The following is a 16,797-nucleotide window of genomic DNA, read 5'->3' on the forward strand; positions in this document are numbered from 1 at the left end:
AATGATTGGCGGTCAAGGTCCGCCGGAAAAGGTTAGATCAAGGTTTTGCCATGGCGGACGAAGGTCGGCTTGACCACTCGGACCGGGTACCACTTGCCACGGATTTCCACTTCTGCGCGGTCGGCCGTGGCCATTGGCACGCGCGCCAGTGCAATCGACTTGCTAAGCGTAGGAGAGAAACTACCACTGGTGATCTCCCCTTCGCCAACATCGGCGATGCGGACCACTTGATGAGCACGCAAAACCCCGCGTTCCTCAAGGACCAGACCGACCAGTTTGTGTTGTACGCCACCACTGCGCTCGGCTTCCAGCGCCGTGCGGCCGATGAACTGGCGAGCGGCCGGCTCCCAGGCGATGCTCCAGGCCATGTTGGAGGCCAGCGGGGAAACGTCCTGGTGAATGTCCTGACCGTACAGGTTCATGCCCGCCTCGACCCGCAGGGTGTCACGCGCGCCCAGGCCAATGGGGGAAATGCCCGCGCCCACCAGATCGTTGAAGAATCCCGGTGCCTGGTCGGCCGGCAGAATGATTTCCAGGCCGTCTTCACCGGTATAGCCGGTGCGTGCGATGAACCAGTCACCGTCGGGCTTGCCCTCGAAAGGCTTGAGCTGCTGGATCAATGTGCCGCGTGCCTGGTTCACCAACTCGGCAATCTTGTTCCGGGCATGAGGCCCCTGGATGGCCAGCATGGCCATTTCGGAACGCTCGTTAAGCTGCACATCGAAACCGTCGAGATGCGCCTGCATCCACGCCAGGTCCTGATCGCGGGTGGAGGCGTTGACCACCAGGCGGTAACCGCTTTCGAGGCGATAGACGATCATGTCGTCGACGATACCGCCGCGCTCATTGAGCATGGCGCTGTACAACGCGGAACCGGGTTTGTGCAGGCGTTCGACGTCGTTGGTCAGCAAATGCTGAAGCCATGCCTTGGCCTGGGGGCCGTCGACATCGATCACGGTCATGTGGGATACATCAAAAACACCGCAATCGCGGCGCACCTGATGATGCTCCTCGACCTGGGATCCATAATGCAGAGGCATATCCCAACCGCCAAAATCGACCATCTTCGCGCCCAGGGCGAGATGAAGGTCATACAGAGGCGTACGCTGTCCCATGGGTTTCTCCTTCCGGGCGTGGCGAAGGTGCGGGCGAGTGATGCGGCTTGCGGGCGCCTTGAAATAAGAGGCTTCCAGCCGTTTTCACTACCTTGTCTGTCAGACGGACCGCACCGAATGCCGCGCATTGTAGCCGCATGGTGTAGGACTGGCACCTAGCTGTTTCGATGCGCCGAACGACGTATCAATCCGATGACCGGTAGCAGTCCGACCAAAACCAGGGTCAAGGCCGGCAAAGAGGCCCTCGCCCACTCGCCTTCACTGGTCATTTCGAAGATCCGCACCGCCAGCGTATCCCAGCCAAACGGGCGCATCAGGAGGGTCGCGGGCATTTCCTTGAGCACATCGACGAACACCAGCAACGCCGCGCTCAACGAACCGGGGAGCAGCAACGGCAGATACACTTTGAAAAACAGTCGCGGACCACTGACGCCCAAGCTACGTGCCGCTTCGGGCAAAGATGGCCGTATTCGCGCCAGACTGCTTTCCAGCGGACCGTAAGCCACGGCGATGAAGCGCACCAGATAGGCCAGCAGCAACGCCAGCAGGCTGCCCAGCAGCAACGGCTTGCCAGCCCCACCGAGCCAGCCGGAGAGCGGGATCACCAGTTCACGATCCAGGTAACTGAACGCCAGCATGATCGACACCGCCAACACCGAACCGGGCAAGGCGTAGCCAAGGTTGGCCAGGCTGACCCCGGCGCGGATGCCTTGGGTAGGCGCCAGCCGCCGGGCAAACGCCAAGACCAGGGCGACACTGACGGTGATCAACGCCGCCATCGTCCCCAGGTACAAGGTGTGGAGTATCAGCGCGGTGTAGCGCTCATCCAGGTCCAGGCGCCCGCGCTGCCAGAACCAGACCAGCAGCTGCAGCATCGGAATGACGAAGGCACAGGCGAACACCAGCGCGCACCAGGCTGTCGCCAACAGCGCCTTGAGCCCGCGCAGGTGGTACAACGCCTTGACCCGTGGCCGTTCGTTGCTCGCCCGGTTGGCACCGCGGGCGCGCCGCTCGCCGTACAGTACGAGCATCACCACCAGCAGCAACAGGCTGGCCAGTTGCGCGGCGCTGGAGAGGCTGAAAAAACCGTACCAGGTCTTGTAGATGGCGGTGGTGAAGGTGTCGAAGTTAAAGACCGACACGGCGCCGAAATCCGCCAGGGTTTCCATCAGCGCCAAGGCGACGCCAGCGCCGATGGCGGGACGCGCCATGGGCATCGCAACGCGCCAGAACGCCTGCCATGGGGATTGACCGAGCACCCGCGCCGCTTCCATCAGGCCCTTGCCCTGGGCCAGGAACGCGGTGCGGGCCAGCAGGTAAACGTAGGGATAGAAGACCAGCACCAATACCAGGATCACCCCGCCCGTGGAGCGCACGCGCGGCAATCGCAGGCCAGTGCCGAACCACTCCCGCAGCAGGGTCTGCACGGGGCCGGCAAAATCCAGCAGCCCGACAAAGACGAACGCCAGCACGTAGGCCGGAATCGCAAAGGGCAGCATCAGCGCCCAGTCCAGCCAGCGCCGGCCGGGGAATTCGCAGAGGCTGGTGAGCCAGGCCAGGCTCACCCCCAGCACCGTCACGCCAACGCCGACACCGAGTACCAGGGTCAGGGTGTTGCCCAGCAGGCGCGGCATCTGGGTTTCCCAGAGGTGAGACCAGATCTGCTGGTCGATGGTTTGCCAGGACAACAGCAGGACGCTGAGGGGCAGCAGGACCAGCGCAGCGATGGCGAAGACCAGGGGATACCAGCGGCGTTGGGCGGGGTGGGCCAAGGGATGGTTCTCGCAAAATCCTGAATTGTAGGGAAAACGCAAAAGATCGCAGCCTCCGGCAGCTCCTACAGGGGGCCTGTGTAGGAGCTGCCGAAGGCTGCGATCTTTTGCTTTTAAACCGTGGCGTCAGTTCCAGCCAGCCCGGTCCATCATGCGAATCGCTTCGGCCTGGCGCTTGCCCGCGACTTCCACCGGCAGGGTATCGGCGACGAACTTGCCCCAGGCGGCGACTTCGGCGGAGGGCTGCACGGTCGGGTTGGCCGGGAATTCCTGGTTCACGTCGGCGAAGATCTTCTGCGCCTCAGGCGTGGTCATCCACTCCACCAACGCCTTGGCCGCTTCCGGGTGCGGCGCGTTTTTGATCAGGCCGATGCCCGACAGGTTGACGTGCACGCCGCGATCCGCCTGGTTCGGCCAGAACAGTTTTACCGGCAGGTCCGGCTTCTGCTTGTGCAGGCGGCCGTAGTAGTAGGTGTTGACGATGCCGACGTCGCACTGGCCGGCATTGATGGCCTCGAGCACCGCCACGTCGTCGGAGAACACGTCAGTGGACAGGTTGTTGACCCAGCCCTTGAGGATCTTCTCGGTTTTCTCGGCGCCGTGCACTTCGATCATGGTGGCGGTCAGGGACTGGTTGTAGACCTTCTTCGCCGTGCGCAGGCACAGGCGACCTTCCCAGTTCTTGTCGGCCAGCGCTTCGTAGGTGGTCAGTTCGCCCGGTTTCACCCGGTCGGTGGAATAGGCGATGGTCCGCGCGCGCAGGCTCAGGCCGGTCCAGGCATGGGAGGCCGCGCGGTATTGCAGCGGAATGTTGGCATCAATGGTTTTCGAGGTGAACGGCTGGAGGATGCCCATCTGCTCGGCTTGCCAGAGGTTGCCGGCATCGACGGTCAGCAGCAGGTCGGCGGGCGTGTTCTCGCCCTCGGCCTTGATCCGCTGCATCAGCGGCGCTTCCTTGTCGGTGATGAACTTCACCTTGACCCCGGTTTTCGCGGTGTAGGCATCGAAGACAGGCTTGATCAGTTCATCGATGCGCGAGGAGTAGACAACTACCTCGTCAGCGGCCTGGGCGGCGGTGCTGCCGATCAGAGTCAGGGCCAGTGCGGTCAGTAGACGCTTCGGTGCCAACATGGGAGCGGTCTCTCGATTGAAAAGGTGAGGGCAAATGATAAGGACTCACATTTGCCTTCTCAATCGAACAGTTTGCGGAGGAGTTACCAGATGTTGCACAGGTCCGCGAATTTGCTGTGATCCCTGTAGGAGCTGCCGAAGGCTGCGATCTTTTGATTTTGCTTTTAAAAAGAGCAAGATCAAAAAATCGCAGCCTGCGGCAGCTCCTACAGGGGTATAGGGGAGGTGTCAGGCCTTGGCGAGGGCCGGCAGGTCGCCGATCAATCCCAACGCCTCACGCACGAACAGCGCCTTGGCCTCGGGCATCCGGTCGACCATCTTCAACCCGGTATTACGCAACCAGCGCACCGGCAATGGATCAGCCTGGAACAGCCGTTCGAAGCCTTCCATCGCCGCCATCAGCGCCAGGTTATGCGGCATGCGCCGACGCTCATATCGACTCAACACCTTGACATCCGCCAGGCGCTCGCCACGTGTGTTGGCCTGCAACAGGACTTCAGCCAGCACCGCCGCATCGAGGAAACCGAGGTTCACGCCCTGCCCGGCCAATGGATGAATGGTGTGCGCCGCGTCGCCGATCAGGGCCAGGCCCTCGGCCACGTAGCGCTTGGCATGGCGTTGACGCAGGGGCACGCACAGACGCGGGTCGGCGCTGAGCACGCTGCCTAGCCGGCCTTCGAAGGCCCGCTCCAACGCACGACAGAAATCCTCGTCATCCAGCGCCATCAGGTGTTCGGCTTCGCTCGGAGTGGTCGACCAGACGATCGAGCACCAATCCTGCTGACCGTCGCGCTCCAGCGGCAGGAACGCCAGCGGACCGTTGTCGGTAAACCGCTGCCAGGCGGTCGCTTGATGGGGCTTGGAACTGCGCACGCTTGTGACGATGGCGTGGTGCAGGTAATCCCACTCCCGCGTGGCGACACCGGTCAGGCGCCGCACCGCCGAGTTGGCGCCATCCGCCGCGATCACCAGCGGCGCGCGCAAGGTACGGCCATCGGCCAGGGTCAGCAGCCAGTCGTCGCCGGAGCGGCGCATCTGCTCCAGTCGCGCGTTGGCCAGCATGCCCAGGTCACAGTCGTGCAATCGGTCGAGCAAAGCGTCCTGAACCACACGGTTCTCGACGATATGCCCCAGCACCTCGGCATGCACGCTGGTCGCGGAAAAATGGATTTGCCCTGTGCCGCTGCCATCCCAGACCTGCATCTCGCTGTAAGGACTGCTGCGCCGGCTGGCGATGCCGTCCCAGACACCCAGGCGTTCGAGAATTCGCTGACTGGCAATGGACAACGCACTCACCCGCGGCTCGAACGGCGCCTGCGGGTCATAGGGTTTGACGCTCATCGGGCTGCCATCGAGCAGCAGGACTTCCAGCCCGCTGTCCTGCAACGCCAGCGCCAGGGCGCTGCCGACCATTCCGGCCCCGACAATCAGCAGATCTGCGCGCATTTCCATGCTTTAAGCCTGTCTCGCTTGCGGCTTGAGCCGCACGTAAAGGGTTTTTCCGACACGCGCCACCAGGTTACCCGCGCCGTCATGAATATCGACCTGCAATTGCGGCAGGTACTTCCTGCCATCCGCCGTCTGCCGCCGGATTTCGTCGAGCAAGGTGTCGTCGATGTTGAAACGGGCAAACACCGGGCCTTTGCCCGGCGCGATGAAATCGATGTCGGCGGCTTTGTCCCAGACGATGTAGTCGCGACCCAGGTTCTCCATCAACATCAACATGAAGAACGGGTCGACCATCGAATACAGGCTGCCACCGAACTGCGTGCCGACGTAATTGCGGTTGTACCAGCTCAGGCCCATGGACACCTGGACGTCACGAAAGTCATCGCTGATGTGCCGTACCCGAACCCCGGCGCCAAGGTACGGCGGGTAGAGGTTCATGAACCGGCACATCAGGCGGGCCTTGCCAAACCGGCGGGTCAGCCACTTAAACATCAGGACGGGTACCCAGGCCCATGGCTTGCCGGGCGAACCAGCGCTTGGCCGGCGGCAGCAAGTCCAGGCCGAGCAGGCCCAGGTTGCGACCCAGTGATACCAGGGGCTGGGTGCTGCCGAACAGGCGCGTGACCTGGTCGGAGAATCCGACGGTGAGGTTCTGGTCCAATCGCTGGCGCTCGCGGTAATCCTGCAAGGTGGCGAAATTGCCCGGCAGCTGTTCGCTGGCGAGCAGTGCATCGGCCAGCGCCTGGGCATCGCGCAGGGACAGGTTGAAGCCCTGGCCGGCAATCGGGTGCAGGCTGTGGGCCGCATTGCCGAGCACCACCAGGTGCGAGCGCACCTGCTCTTCGGCCTCCACCAGCGCCAGCGGATACAAGTGCCGCACACCGACTTGCTTCAAGGTGCCGAGGCGATAACCGAACACCCCCTGCAGCTCGCTCAGGAAACTGCGCTCATCGAGGGCGGCCAGGCGTTGCGCATCCATGCCCTGACGCGTCCAGACCAGCGCACAGCGGTTGTCCGGCAACGGCAGCAACGCCATCGGGCCGTCGTCGGTGAAGCGCTCGAACGCCATGCCTTCATGGGCTTCGCTCGGGGTGATGTTGGCGATCAGCGCGCTCTGGTTGTACGGGCGCTTCCTGATGCCGATGCCCAGTTGCTCGCGCAGGCCGGAACGGCCGCCATCGGCGAGCACGGCGAGATCACAATCGAACGAGGTTTCATCACTCAGGGTCAGGCGGTAGCCGTCGGTGAGCGGCTCCATGCGCGTGACTTCCGCCGGGCAACGCCAGCTGATCACGTCCTTGTCCAGGCCTTGCCACAGACAATGGCCGAGCCAGGCGTTTTCCACCACGTAACCCAGCGCCGGAACGCCCTCTTCCATCGCCGACAGTCGCGCCGTGGAAAAACGCCCGCGGTCAGAGACGTGGATCTGCTTGATCGGCTCGGCGCGGCGGGAGATTTCCTGCCAGGCGCCCAAGCGTTGATAGATCTGCCGTGCACCAAAGGACAACGCCGTGGAGCGTGCGTCGTAACTGGGTTGGTAGGCGTCACCGGGGGCAAACGGTTCGATCAGCACGATCTTCCAGCCACGCGCCTTTGCCCCGGCCTGCAAGGCCAACGCCAGACTGGCACCGACCAGTCCGCCACCGATAATCGCCAGGTTGAATCGACTCATGCCGCTTGTGTCCGTGCTTGCGCCATCAGGGCCTCGATTTCGGCGACCGTTTTCGGCGCGCCTTTGGTCAGGATTTCACAGCCGGTTTTGGTGACCACCACGTCGTCCTCGATGCGCACGCCAATGCCGCGCCATTTCTTCGCTACGCTCTGGTTGTCTGCAGCGATATAAATCCCCGGCTCCACGGTCAGCGCCATGCCGACTTCCAGCACGCGCCATTCACCGCCGACCTTGTACTCGCCGACGTCGTGCACATCCATGCCCAGCCAATGGCCGGCGCGATGCATGTAAAACGCCTTGTAGGCCTCGCTGGCAATCAGTTCGTCGACATCGCCTTGCAGCAAGCCCAACTCGACCAGACCCGCAGTGATCACCCGGACCGTGGCTTCGTGCGCCTGATTCCAGTGCTTGTTCGGGGCAATCTCGGCAAATGCCGCTTCCTGGGCCGCCAGCACCAACTCGTAGATCGCCTTCTGTTCCGCGGAATACTTGCCGTTGACCGGCCAGGTACGGGTGATGTCGCTGGCGTAGCAGTCGATCTCGCACCCGGCGTCGATCAGCACCAGATCGCCGTCCTTGAGCAGCGCGTCATTCTGCTGGTAGTGCAGGATGCAGCTATTGCGCCCTGCGGCGACGATCGACCCGTAGGCGGGCATCTTGGCCCCGCCCTTGCGAAATTCGTAATCGAGCTCCGCCTCCAGGCTGAACTCATGCAGCCCGACACGGCTGGCCTGCATCGCGCGCACGTGCGCCTGGGCGGAAATCCGTGCGGCTTCGCGCATCACTTTCACTTCTGCCGCCGATTTATACAGGCGCATGTCGTGCAGCAGATGATCCAGGGCAACGTATTCGTTCGGCGGCTGGGCGCCGAGGCTGGCCTTGGAGCGGATCACGTTGATCCAGTCCATCAGGTGCCGGTCGAACTCCGGGTTGCTGCCCATGGCCGAATACACCCGGTCACGGCCTTCGATCAGGCCGGGCAGGATGTCGTCAATATCAGTGATCGGGAAGGCGTCGTCGGCACCGAAGTCGCGAATCGCGCCCTCTTGCCCGGCACGCAGGCCGTCCCACAACTCGCGCTCGGCGTTGCGTTCACGGCAGAACAGGATGTATTCGCCATGCACACGCCCCGGCATCAGGACCAGTACGGCCTGGGGCTCGGGAAAACCGCTGAGATACTGGAAGTCGCTGTCCTGACGGTAGACGTGCTCGACGTCGCGGTTGCGGATGGCCACCGCGGCGGCAGGCAGGATGGCGATGCTGTTGGGTTCCATCTGCGCCATCAGGGCCTTGCGGCGACGGCTGTATTCCGCTTTCGGGATATGAATCATGGGCAGATGGCTTTCCCTGGCTTTTTGATCAGTGCAGCGACGGCTTGGCGGCAGCCGCCACGTCTTTTTTGGTTTCGGAGAACAGCAGCAACGGCGCGATGCGCACGTACTCCATGACTTCCATATAGTCGCTTTCGCCGTCGTCCGACTCTTCCAGTGCTTCTTGCACCTGGGAAATGGCTGCAAGGTCCTGCAACACTTCGGTGGCCTCCAGGCTCAGGCTGCTGCTGTCGCGGCAGTTCAGGCCGAAACCGCTGAGAAAGCCCTGGCACCATTGGCCCAGTGCCGCGGCACGCTCGGCGAGCGGGGCGTCATCGGTCGGCAGCAACAGGACCACGGTCACGTCGTCGCCGGTGAGCTCGCCCTTGACCATTTCCTGCAGGCCGATCAAGGCGCTGCGAACGTTGTCCTGAGGCTCGTTTTCGAGCAATTCGGCGGCGTCGATCAGCCAGCCTTCGGCCTCGAAGCCGGCGCCGGCGCAGCTGCGGCCGAGCAACAGGCCGTGCAGTTCGGCAGGCGAGACGTTATGACCGCTGGAAGTCAGCAGGTTGGCGAAGGCTTGGTACGGGGAATTCTGAATGGTCATGGGCAGCTAGGCGCCAGACGGCGCTATGTCTAGAATGAAGGCCTTGTATCCTACATCGACTACCCCTGTAGGAGCGAGCTTGCTCGCGATGGTCGTCAACGATAACGTTGGTTACCTGACACCCCGCGGCGATCTCTGGTTCATCGCGAGCAAGCTCGCTCCTACAGTCCATCACCCATCAGACAGTGAAGACAATGGAAGACACCGACCTGCAAGCGCTGATGGCCAGACTCGAACTGCTGATTACCCGAGTCGAGCAACTTAAGAGCCAAAACGGACTCTTACTAGCTCAGGAAAAGACCTGGCGCGAGGAACGCGCGCACCTCATTGAAAAAAACGAAATCGCCCGGCGTAAGGTCGAATCGATGATTTCGCGCCTCAAGGCCCTGGAGCAAGACTCATGAGTTCAAGCAATAGCGTCACTGTGCAGATCCTCGACAAAGAATATTCGATCATCTGCCCCCAGGAAGAACGCAGCAACCTGGTGAGCGCCGCCCGCTACCTGGACGGCAAGATGCGCGAAATCCGCAGCAGCGGAAAAGTCATCGGCGCCGATCGCATCGCCGTCATGGCCGCGCTGAACATTACCCACGACCTGCTGCACAAGGAAGAACGACCGGACATCCAGGCCAGCGGTTCGACCCGCGAACAGGTGCGCGACCTGCTCGATCGAGTCGATCTGGTGCTCGCCACTGATCCGGATGTCACCAAAGGCTGATTCGTGTCACCGCTTGCGGTATACTCTGATCACTCCCTGGGGTGCTTGCCAGTTGGCGATGTCCCTGAGCCGATTTGCTATACCCTGGAGGTTGCACGTTGGGCTGGTGTGCATGTCCGCTAGACGGAAAGCCTGAAAGCCTACTGCATCTTCCACCTTGAACTTTCGGGTTCAAGGGCTAAGTCGACAGCGGTACATCCGGGGAGCCTGATTCCAGTCCGATGCCGGTTTAAATACCGGCATCGGCGTTTTTACAGATACGATATCTGTAATTGCATTACCGAAGCCCCGAATCCATGACCGAACCTGCGCTGCTCCCTCGCCCGCAACTTCGACGCATGTTGCGCAAGGCCCGCCGCGCACTGACGCCCTGTCAGCAACGCCAGGCGGCCCGCGGGCTGTACAAGCAATTGGCCCAGCAACCGCTGTTTCGCCGCGCCAGGCACATCTCTCTATATCTGCCCACCGACGGTGAAATTGACCCGCGCCTGCTGCTGCGTGCGGCTCAACGTCGGGGCAAGGCCACCTATCTACCGGTGCTCAGCGCCTGGCCGCGCACCAAGATGGTGTTCCAGCGCATCCGCCCCGGCGAAAAACTCAGGCTCAATCGCTTCCGTATCCTGGAACCCAGGCACAACCTCGCCCGGCAACGTAAAGTCTGGGCGCTGGATCTGGTGCTGCTGCCATTGGTGGGGTTTGACGATGTCGGCGGGCGCCTGGGCATGGGCGGCGGCTTCTATGATCGCAGCCTGGCCTACCTGGCGCGCCGCAATGACTGGCGCAAGCCGACGTTGCTGGGGCTGGCCCACGAATGTCAGAAGGTCGAGCGACTGGCTCAGGCGAGCTGGGATGTGCCGTTGCAGGGAACGGTGACGGACAAGGCCTGGTATTACGCAGGCTAGACGCCACCGGATTCAGCGGCGTCGAAAAGCGCGGATCAGCGCTTGAAGGCTGTCGACTGTTGCTGCAATGACGAGATTTCGACCGGTGCATCGTTCTTGTTGACCCACAGGCTTTGGGCATAGCCAGTGGTCACGACGCCGAGGCCGAACAAAATAACCAAAATCCATAGTAAATCCGGTTTGCGTTTCATCGATTGCCCCCCAAAGGCATATCAACACGATGACAGCAGCGGTTTCCGTTTGTTGGCCGTGCAGCAGCGTCAAGCTTGAAAGGCCGGCATTTTGCGACAACGTGAACCGGCACGCAAATGCTGGCGTCAACCGACTGTCGGTTTGTCATAAAATTGCCCGACAACCTCTCCACCCACTTCGCAAGGAGCCAGAACCATGGCCTATTGGCTGATGAAGTCCGAGCCCGACGAGCTCTCGATCAAAGACTTGGAAAAGCTCGGCAAAGCGCGCTGGGACGGGGTTCGCAACTATCAGGCGCGTAACTTTTTGCGGGCCATGGCGGTGGGGGACGCGTTCTTTTTCTATCACTCGAGCTGCCCGGAGCCGGGGATTGCTGGCATCGGCAAGATTGTCGAAGCCACGTATCCCGACCCGACGGCGCTCGAGCCTGAGAGCCACTACTACGATCCAAAGGCAACGGCAGAAAAAAACGCCTGGAGTGCGATTGATGTCGCGCATGTCGAGACGTTTTCCCGGGTGTTGAAACTCGATTATCTGAAGCAGCAGACGGCGCTGGCCGAGATGCCGCTGGTGCAGAAGGGCTCGCGGCTGTCGGTGATGCCGGTGACAGAGGAGCAGTGGGCGGCGGTGATTGCGCTCAAGCCGTAATATTTGCAGCGACTCTGCGAATGCCTTCGCTGGCAAGCCAGCTCCTACAGGGTTCTGTGGTGAAAACAGGATTGTGATTCACCACAAACCTTGTAGGAGCTGGCTTGCCAGCGAAGAGGCCGGTAAAGGCGCTGCAAAACTTATTGGATGATCAGGTTGTTGAATAACAAATCCTCAACCACCGGCTTACCCGTTTCATCATTCATGATCTGCTGGGTTTGCTTCAAGGCTTCCTGACGCAGCTTTTCCTTGGCCTCGACATTGTTCATCGTCTCGCTGGACTGCTGGGCAAACAACGCCACCAGTTGATTGCGGATCAGCGGCTCGTTGGCCTTCACCGCCTTGGTGGCCTCGTCCCCCGTCACACGCAAGGCCACATCGGCCTTGTAGACCTTGAGCTTGGGCGTGCCATCCAACCCGTAGTTGCCCACGAACGGCGGGCTCAAGGTGACGTAATTGACCTTCGGCGCCACCTCTTCCTTTTCCTCGGCCACCGCTGCCACAGGTAGGGACAGGGCCAGCAACAACATGATCCACGCTTTCACAATTCGCTCCTTATCCGGTTTGCGGCCCAGCATAACCACCCGCCACGCCAACACAAGCTTATGGCTGACTATCAGGCCCGGGCATGCTCGTTGACCCGTCGACTCACACACCTACACTTATCGGCCATCACTCCAAAAGGAATAGCCCTGATGAAAGCCGTGCTGTGCAAAGCCTTCGGTCCTGCCGAATCGCTGGTGCTGGAAGACGTCGCCAGTCCTGTCGCGAAGAAGAACGAAATCCTGCTGGAGGTACACGCCGCCGGGGTGAACTTCCCCGACACGCTGATCATCGAGGGCAAGTACCAGTTCAAGCCGCCCTTCCCTTTTTCCCCGGGCGGTGAAGCCGCAGGCATCGTCAGCGAAGTGGGCGAAAAGGTCAGCCACCTGAAAGTCGGCGACCGGGTCATGGCCCTGACCGGCTGGGGCAGTTTTGCCGAACAGGTCGCAGTGCCCGGCTACAACGTGTTGCCGATCCCTCCCTCCATGGACTTCAACACCGCCGCCGCCTTCAGCATGACCTACGGCACCTCGATGCACGCCCTCAAGCAACGCGGCAACCTGCAACCCGGCGAAACCCTCCTGGTACTGGGCGCCTCCGGCGGTGTCGGCCTGGCGGCAGTGGAAATCGGCAAGGCCATGGGCGCCCGGGTGATCGCCGCGGCCAGCAGCGCGGAAAAACTCGCCGTGGCCAAGGCCGCGGGTGCCGATGAACTGATCAACTACAGCGAAACCAGCCTCAAGGACGAAATCAAACGGCTGACCGACGGCCAGGGCGCCGACGTGATCTACGACCCGGTAGGTGGCGACCTGTTCGACCAGGCCATCCGCGCCATCGCCTGGAACGGCCGCCTGCTGGTGGTCGGTTTCGCCAGCGGACGCATCCCCGAACTGCCGGTGAACCTGGCACTGCTCAAGGGTGCAGCGGTATTGGGCGTATTCTGGGGCTCGTTTGCCCAGCGCCAGCCCCAGGACAACACCGCGAACTTCCAGCAATTGTTTGGCTGGTTTGCAGAGGGCAATTTGAAGCCGCTGGTGTCGCAGGTGTATCCGTTGAGCAATGCGGCGCAGGCCATCAATGATCTTGGCCAGCGCAAGGCGGTCGGGAAGGTGGTGGTGCAGGTTCGCTGATTTTCAATGGCAAAAAGGCCAGAACAACTCTGTAGTTGTTCTGGCCAGTCGGACAATGTGGAAATAACCAAATTACGCCATTATGTGCAATGTGCGGCGCACCTTAATGTAGTTTGAGTTCGCGAGACGGGTCATATATCAGCTGGGAACTGTTGACTCCTGATGTCTTATAGAAAGCGATCCAAACAGCACATCCTACCGCCCCAGACACCGCAGGCAATAACCAGGCGAACCCAACGTATTTCTCCAACACAATTCCTGATGCAGCAGAAAAAATAGCAATACCGATGCCGTGAGCCACCGCTAAATATAAAGATATGGCCGTCGCAGAATAGCGCTCAGCGAAAAAGCGTCGGATCGACATCACGAAAGCAACATGTGGAATTGAAAATGTTACGCCTTGCAGCACAAATGACAGTACAGCTTGAATCACACCGGGATTGTACCAAAGTAACAAAGCTCTAATAGCAAAACACATCGCCACAATTGGTATGATAATTACGTAGTGTCTTGACGCAAAGACATTTGAGTAGCGAAAAACAAAGGCCTCAGCGATGAAACCCATAGTCCAGGCAAGCAAAATTTGCGAATTGGTCAAACCCATCCTTTCTAGCCAAGGCGTGCCAATCGAATAGTAGGTGCCTTGTGCACCAATGATTAACGCCGTGGCTGCAAACATAAAAAATGCGCTACGCTTTGGAATACTCGGCTTTAATGATGATACCGCAAACTCTACTGGATGAGTTTCTTCTTTTGACATCAATATAATAACAACACTAAAAGACAGCGTAGAGAATGTTAATATCCAGATAAATATCAGGTCGGGTGCCAAATCAAGAGCACTTAACCCAGCCAGCGTGGCTGTCCCCACGGCGACCGATAACGAGCCTGCGAATCGGACCCGGCCATAGCCACCCTCAGCCCCCCGAATCGTACTCGCGGCACTCTCTAATAAACTTTGAAAAAAATTGCGCGACATCATTAAAATGCAAAAACCAACAGCGAGTAAAACTCTGTATTGGCTAAAGAACACTACAAAAGCACACACTACCGCCAGCAATGAAAATGAAACATTGAAAACATGCTTTGAATGCGCGCGATCAGCAAAAAAAGCAATTACTGGGTTAACAATAATCTTGATTACAAAGGTGCTGGCGACGACCCAGCCAGCTACACTATACGAGAACCCAGAGTTAACCAAAAATTGAGAAAGGTAACTTTTTAATAATCCAGATGGAAAATAAAAAATGACATAACTCAGAACCACCAGACCTATAGACTGCTTCATAAGTAGCTTATGAACTCATCGGTGCACCACGCTTCAATTTTGGCTCTTATATCACCATCCAAGTGCCCTGTCCAAACGTGACGAGACGGTCCTTTCAAACGATACAATACTTGAAAACAAAGGTGACGTCTAAAGCGTGTATATTTCTCAATATTGAACAAGTCAGTTTCATAGCAGCCCCAAAGCAAATTGATTAGGGCCTCGACTGATTCATTGACAACGAAACTGGCAATGACTATTTCTGAGATCAGATAGGCAGCATCGTGCGAACCACATCCGACTTGAGCTTGTTCAAAATCAATTATTGCAATACGCCCGTCGGCACAAATTATAATGTTCCGACTATTCAAATCTCCGTGCAATACAGATTCTTGATTTTTCAAATGCTGATCTAGAAACAAATTTGCGGCAGCAAGCTTGCCATCGGGCAAAAACTCAAATAGCTTCCTGTACTGAAGGGTCGCTTTGTAACACTTAAAAGCTTCACTGTTAGCACTTACAGATAGCGCCTTGAATTTACTCGATGCATGCAATGACGTTAGCCATATTAAAACTTGTGAAATCTGTTCAACCGCAAAATGAAATTTATCTTTATTCAACAGGCACTCATATAAATCACTCCCCTTGGCACCCTCCATTGCAATTGCTCGGTTGTCGGGATCCACAGCCATCAATCGAGGGACGTAAACGTTACCGCTCACTATTTCTTGAGCATGTTCATGTAGACTAACAGCAACTTCATAGCGCTGAAGAGAAGTGGTTGGCAGAGGTGGGAATCCTGCAGTTTTTGCTTCATCTGCAAATGACTTTATATAAAAAAGTTCATCTGCCCTGATCACTCGATGGACGTCGTTGAATAAGCCTCCTGTAACCTCATAAGCAATATCATCAAATGTCAGGTTTAGAGCGTCGTATAGTTTTTGGTGGCGAGGAATCATTTTTTATCCTTTTTTTTGGCTCATCCCGCAATGATACGCTTTTTACCTGGAATTACATGCTTTGCATGTTGATCCAAATTGTTTACATTGACAGTTTTCATTAGCCAACGATTTCTTAACTCTTGCGGATTACTGATTAATCTCACCTCTTTGTTGTGAACACATTCATTGTTGGCCGACCCTATGAAAACTCCCGGAAGGACGTGAATTGGAGTCTTTACGCTATGCAGAGTTCTATTGAGAACTTCAATCGCACCACGAGCCCGCTCAGTAGTACCAACTGTACGGCGTTCAAAATAACGAATATCGTAATCGGTAGCGCCACCAAGAACAGGATGATCTGGAGCACTACCCATTTTTAGATTCCCCGAGATTGTAGTCAGGTCATCAAAGGGAGTATTGAATTCGGACTCCCTAAGCAAGGCTTTTATACTTTCAGGCAAATCCGCAAGAATCTTTTTATTGGAAGCGAAGCAAGTGTAAACCTCATTTTCCTCGCACCCTCGCAATCCTATAATATTCACCCAGTCTGGCCTAACGAAATGATTAGCCAGATCCTTGTGAAAATATATATCATTTAGAGCCTTTTGTGACTGAGTTTCACAAAGACTTTCCATAGGATGGATATCCTGAAAAACATCACCGTCATTGACATTAACGTAGCCAATCGGCTCCTGCGACATCAATTTAGCGTAGATCAGTAAAAACCCTTCAGCAACATAAGAACGTTTCTTTATTCGCTTGTCGATAACCGGTGATTTGAAGTCCAAATACGGTAGATGAGGGTCTATAGGGCAATTGTGGATAAAAATGTAGGGATTGGCGAACGTATCCACATACTTTCGGGCTTCGCAAAGTCTGACCAGTTCGGCGGGAACCCTACCTCTACTTATGACATCGTCAACTTCTTCTTCGAAGCACTCGTAATCACTGTAGGGGTTATTTTTTAGTTTTAGCAAAATATCTTGAAGATAAACCCTATCCTTTTCTTTGAAAGTAAGGTCTACGCTGATCATATGCGCTCTCCTGAACAGTATTGTCCGAAACAACCCGAAAGCCTGTATCCCGCAAGAAAATCAGAATCTCTAGTTTGCGTGCCGCTTAAACACCCATAGTCAAACCACTCACTATCTTTCCGTATCGGAAACTATTGAGCACGACCGAGCAAAACACGACCTTGCGGAATATGTAGGCATCTGGCTGCATAGCGTTACTGCAGCAAACCTATTTCGAGGACATACAACACGTCAAGAGCTCATGAGATTTTCAGAAGTTACTTACACTTACAATCCTTGGTCGAGGTAGGACTATTCCTGAAATTTGTAAGAACATTCCTGTAGACAAACTTTCCTACCCACCCCTCCATGCCATATTTCGGGGCA

Annotated in this window: 18 protein-coding genes and 1 other RNA gene; 6 read left to right on the plus strand and 13 right to left on the minus strand. The window is 57.8% G+C overall.

Features of this window, described 5'->3' with window-relative positions; translation table 11 throughout:
* Positions 1-32 precede the first annotated feature (32 nt).
* The 8 genes from gcvT to DKB71_RS32005 all read right to left on the minus strand — a co-directional run bounded on the left by gcvT (position 33) and on the right by DKB71_RS32005 (position 9,056).
* Positions 33-1,115 (minus strand): glycine cleavage system aminomethyltransferase GcvT, encoded by a 1,083-nt coding sequence (gcvT, locus tag DKB71_RS31970; protein ID WP_406592770.1) that lies wholly within the window; start codon positions 1,113-1,115, stop codon positions 33-35.
* A 155-nt stretch (positions 1,116-1,270) separates the two neighbouring features.
* A complete protein-coding gene (locus DKB71_RS31975; protein ID WP_406592769.1) occupies positions 1,271-2,887 on the minus strand; it encodes an ABC transporter permease in 1,617 nt (538 codons plus the stop codon).
* 126 nt (positions 2,888-3,013) lie between these two features.
* Positions 3,014-4,018 carry an extracellular solute-binding protein gene (locus DKB71_RS31980; RefSeq protein WP_274073646.1) on the minus strand — a complete coding sequence of 335 codons (1,005 nt, stop codon included), beginning with the start codon at positions 4,016-4,018 and terminating at the stop codon, positions 3,014-3,016.
* A 228-nt stretch (positions 4,019-4,246) separates the two neighbouring features.
* Entirely contained in the window at positions 4,247-5,464 is a 1,218-nt protein-coding gene (locus DKB71_RS31985; protein WP_408601179.1) for a 2-octaprenyl-3-methyl-6-methoxy-1,4-benzoquinol hydroxylase, read from the minus strand.
* Between the two features lie 9 nt (positions 5,465-5,473).
* Positions 5,474-5,959, minus strand: a complete 486-nt coding sequence (locus DKB71_RS31990) for a DUF4442 domain-containing protein (protein WP_274073647.1) — start codon at positions 5,957-5,959, stop codon at positions 5,474-5,476.
* Positions 5,952-7,139 carry a 2-octaprenyl-6-methoxyphenyl hydroxylase gene (gene ubiH / locus DKB71_RS31995; protein WP_274073648.1) on the minus strand — a complete coding sequence of 396 codons (1,188 nt, stop codon included), beginning with the start codon at positions 7,137-7,139 and terminating at the stop codon, positions 5,952-5,954. Before ubiH ends, DKB71_RS31990 begins: the two co-directional genes overlap by 8 nt.
* Positions 7,136-8,470 (minus strand): Xaa-Pro aminopeptidase, encoded by a 1,335-nt coding sequence (pepP, locus tag DKB71_RS32000; protein WP_408599282.1) that lies wholly within the window; start codon positions 8,468-8,470, stop codon positions 7,136-7,138. The genes ubiH and pepP overlap by 4 nt, the downstream gene beginning before the upstream one ends.
* Positions 8,471-8,498: 28 nt before the next feature.
* Positions 8,499-9,056: a YecA family protein gene (locus tag DKB71_RS32005; protein WP_274073650.1), complete on the minus strand. Its 558-nt coding sequence runs from the start codon at positions 9,054-9,056 to the stop codon at positions 8,499-8,501.
* A 194-nt stretch (positions 9,057-9,250) separates the two neighbouring features.
* Between DKB71_RS32005 and DKB71_RS32010 the strand changes: the two genes are divergently transcribed.
* The 4 genes from DKB71_RS32010 (at position 9,251) to DKB71_RS32025 (ending at position 10,676) form a co-directional block, all read left to right on the plus strand.
* Positions 9,251-9,460 carry a TIGR02449 family protein gene (locus DKB71_RS32010; RefSeq protein WP_007982902.1) on the plus strand — a complete coding sequence of 70 codons (210 nt, stop codon included), beginning with the start codon at positions 9,251-9,253 and terminating at the stop codon, positions 9,458-9,460.
* Positions 9,457-9,774 carry a cell division protein ZapA gene (locus DKB71_RS32015; RefSeq protein WP_008055229.1) on the plus strand — a complete coding sequence of 106 codons (318 nt, stop codon included), beginning with the start codon at positions 9,457-9,459 and terminating at the stop codon, positions 9,772-9,774. The genes DKB71_RS32010 and DKB71_RS32015 overlap by 4 nt, the downstream gene beginning before the upstream one ends.
* Before the next feature lie 30 nt (positions 9,775-9,804).
* A non-coding RNA gene (gene ssrS, locus DKB71_RS32020) (6S RNA) lies at positions 9,805-9,983 on the plus strand.
* Positions 9,984-10,070: 87 nt separating this feature from the next.
* Positions 10,071-10,676, plus strand: a complete 606-nt coding sequence (locus DKB71_RS32025; protein ID WP_274073651.1) for a 5-formyltetrahydrofolate cyclo-ligase — start codon at positions 10,071-10,073, stop codon at positions 10,674-10,676.
* A gap of 35 nt (positions 10,677-10,711) precedes the next feature.
* On the opposite strand, the gene DKB71_RS32030 is transcribed toward DKB71_RS32025, so the two are convergent.
* Positions 10,712-10,867, minus strand: a complete 156-nt coding sequence (locus DKB71_RS32030) for a hypothetical protein (protein WP_274073652.1) — start codon at positions 10,865-10,867, stop codon at positions 10,712-10,714.
* Between the two features lie 196 nt (positions 10,868-11,063).
* Here DKB71_RS32030 and DKB71_RS32035 point away from each other — a divergent pair, with 196 nt between their 5' ends.
* Positions 11,064-11,516 (plus strand): EVE domain-containing protein, encoded by a 453-nt coding sequence (locus DKB71_RS32035; protein ID WP_408599283.1) that lies wholly within the window; start codon positions 11,064-11,066, stop codon positions 11,514-11,516.
* A 140-nt stretch (positions 11,517-11,656) separates the two neighbouring features.
* On the opposite strand, the gene DKB71_RS32040 is transcribed toward DKB71_RS32035, so the two are convergent.
* Entirely contained in the window at positions 11,657-12,061 is a 405-nt protein-coding gene (locus tag DKB71_RS32040; RefSeq protein WP_274073654.1) for a flagellar basal body-associated protein FliL, read from the minus strand.
* Positions 12,062-12,211: 150 nt separating this feature from the next.
* Here DKB71_RS32040 and DKB71_RS32045 point away from each other — a divergent pair, with 150 nt between their 5' ends.
* Positions 12,212-13,189, plus strand: coding sequence for an NADPH:quinone oxidoreductase family protein (locus tag DKB71_RS32045; protein ID WP_408599284.1), 978 nt, complete (start codon positions 12,212-12,214; stop codon positions 13,187-13,189).
* A 103-nt stretch (positions 13,190-13,292) separates the two neighbouring features.
* Here the strand turns inward: DKB71_RS32045 and DKB71_RS32050 are convergent, their stop codons facing one another.
* From DKB71_RS32050 to DKB71_RS32060, 3 genes are read right to left on the minus strand one after another with little or no spacing between them, the layout of a single operon-like run.
* Positions 13,293-14,477, minus strand: coding sequence for an MFS transporter (locus DKB71_RS32050; protein ID WP_408599285.1), 1,185 nt, complete (start codon positions 14,475-14,477; stop codon positions 13,293-13,295).
* A complete protein-coding gene (locus DKB71_RS32055; protein WP_408599286.1) occupies positions 14,474-15,415 on the minus strand; it encodes a phosphotransferase in 942 nt (313 codons plus the stop codon). Before DKB71_RS32055 ends, DKB71_RS32050 begins: the two co-directional genes overlap by 4 nt.
* A gap of 20 nt (positions 15,416-15,435) precedes the next feature.
* Entirely contained in the window at positions 15,436-16,431 is a 996-nt protein-coding gene (locus DKB71_RS32060; RefSeq protein WP_408599287.1) for a hypothetical protein, read from the minus strand.
* Between the last annotated feature and the right edge of the window lie 366 nt (positions 16,432-16,797).

The organism is Pseudomonas sp. PLMAX (assembly GCF_046042685.1).
GTDB classification, from domain to species: Bacteria; Pseudomonadota; Gammaproteobacteria; order Pseudomonadales; family Pseudomonadaceae; genus Aquipseudomonas; species Aquipseudomonas putida_AE.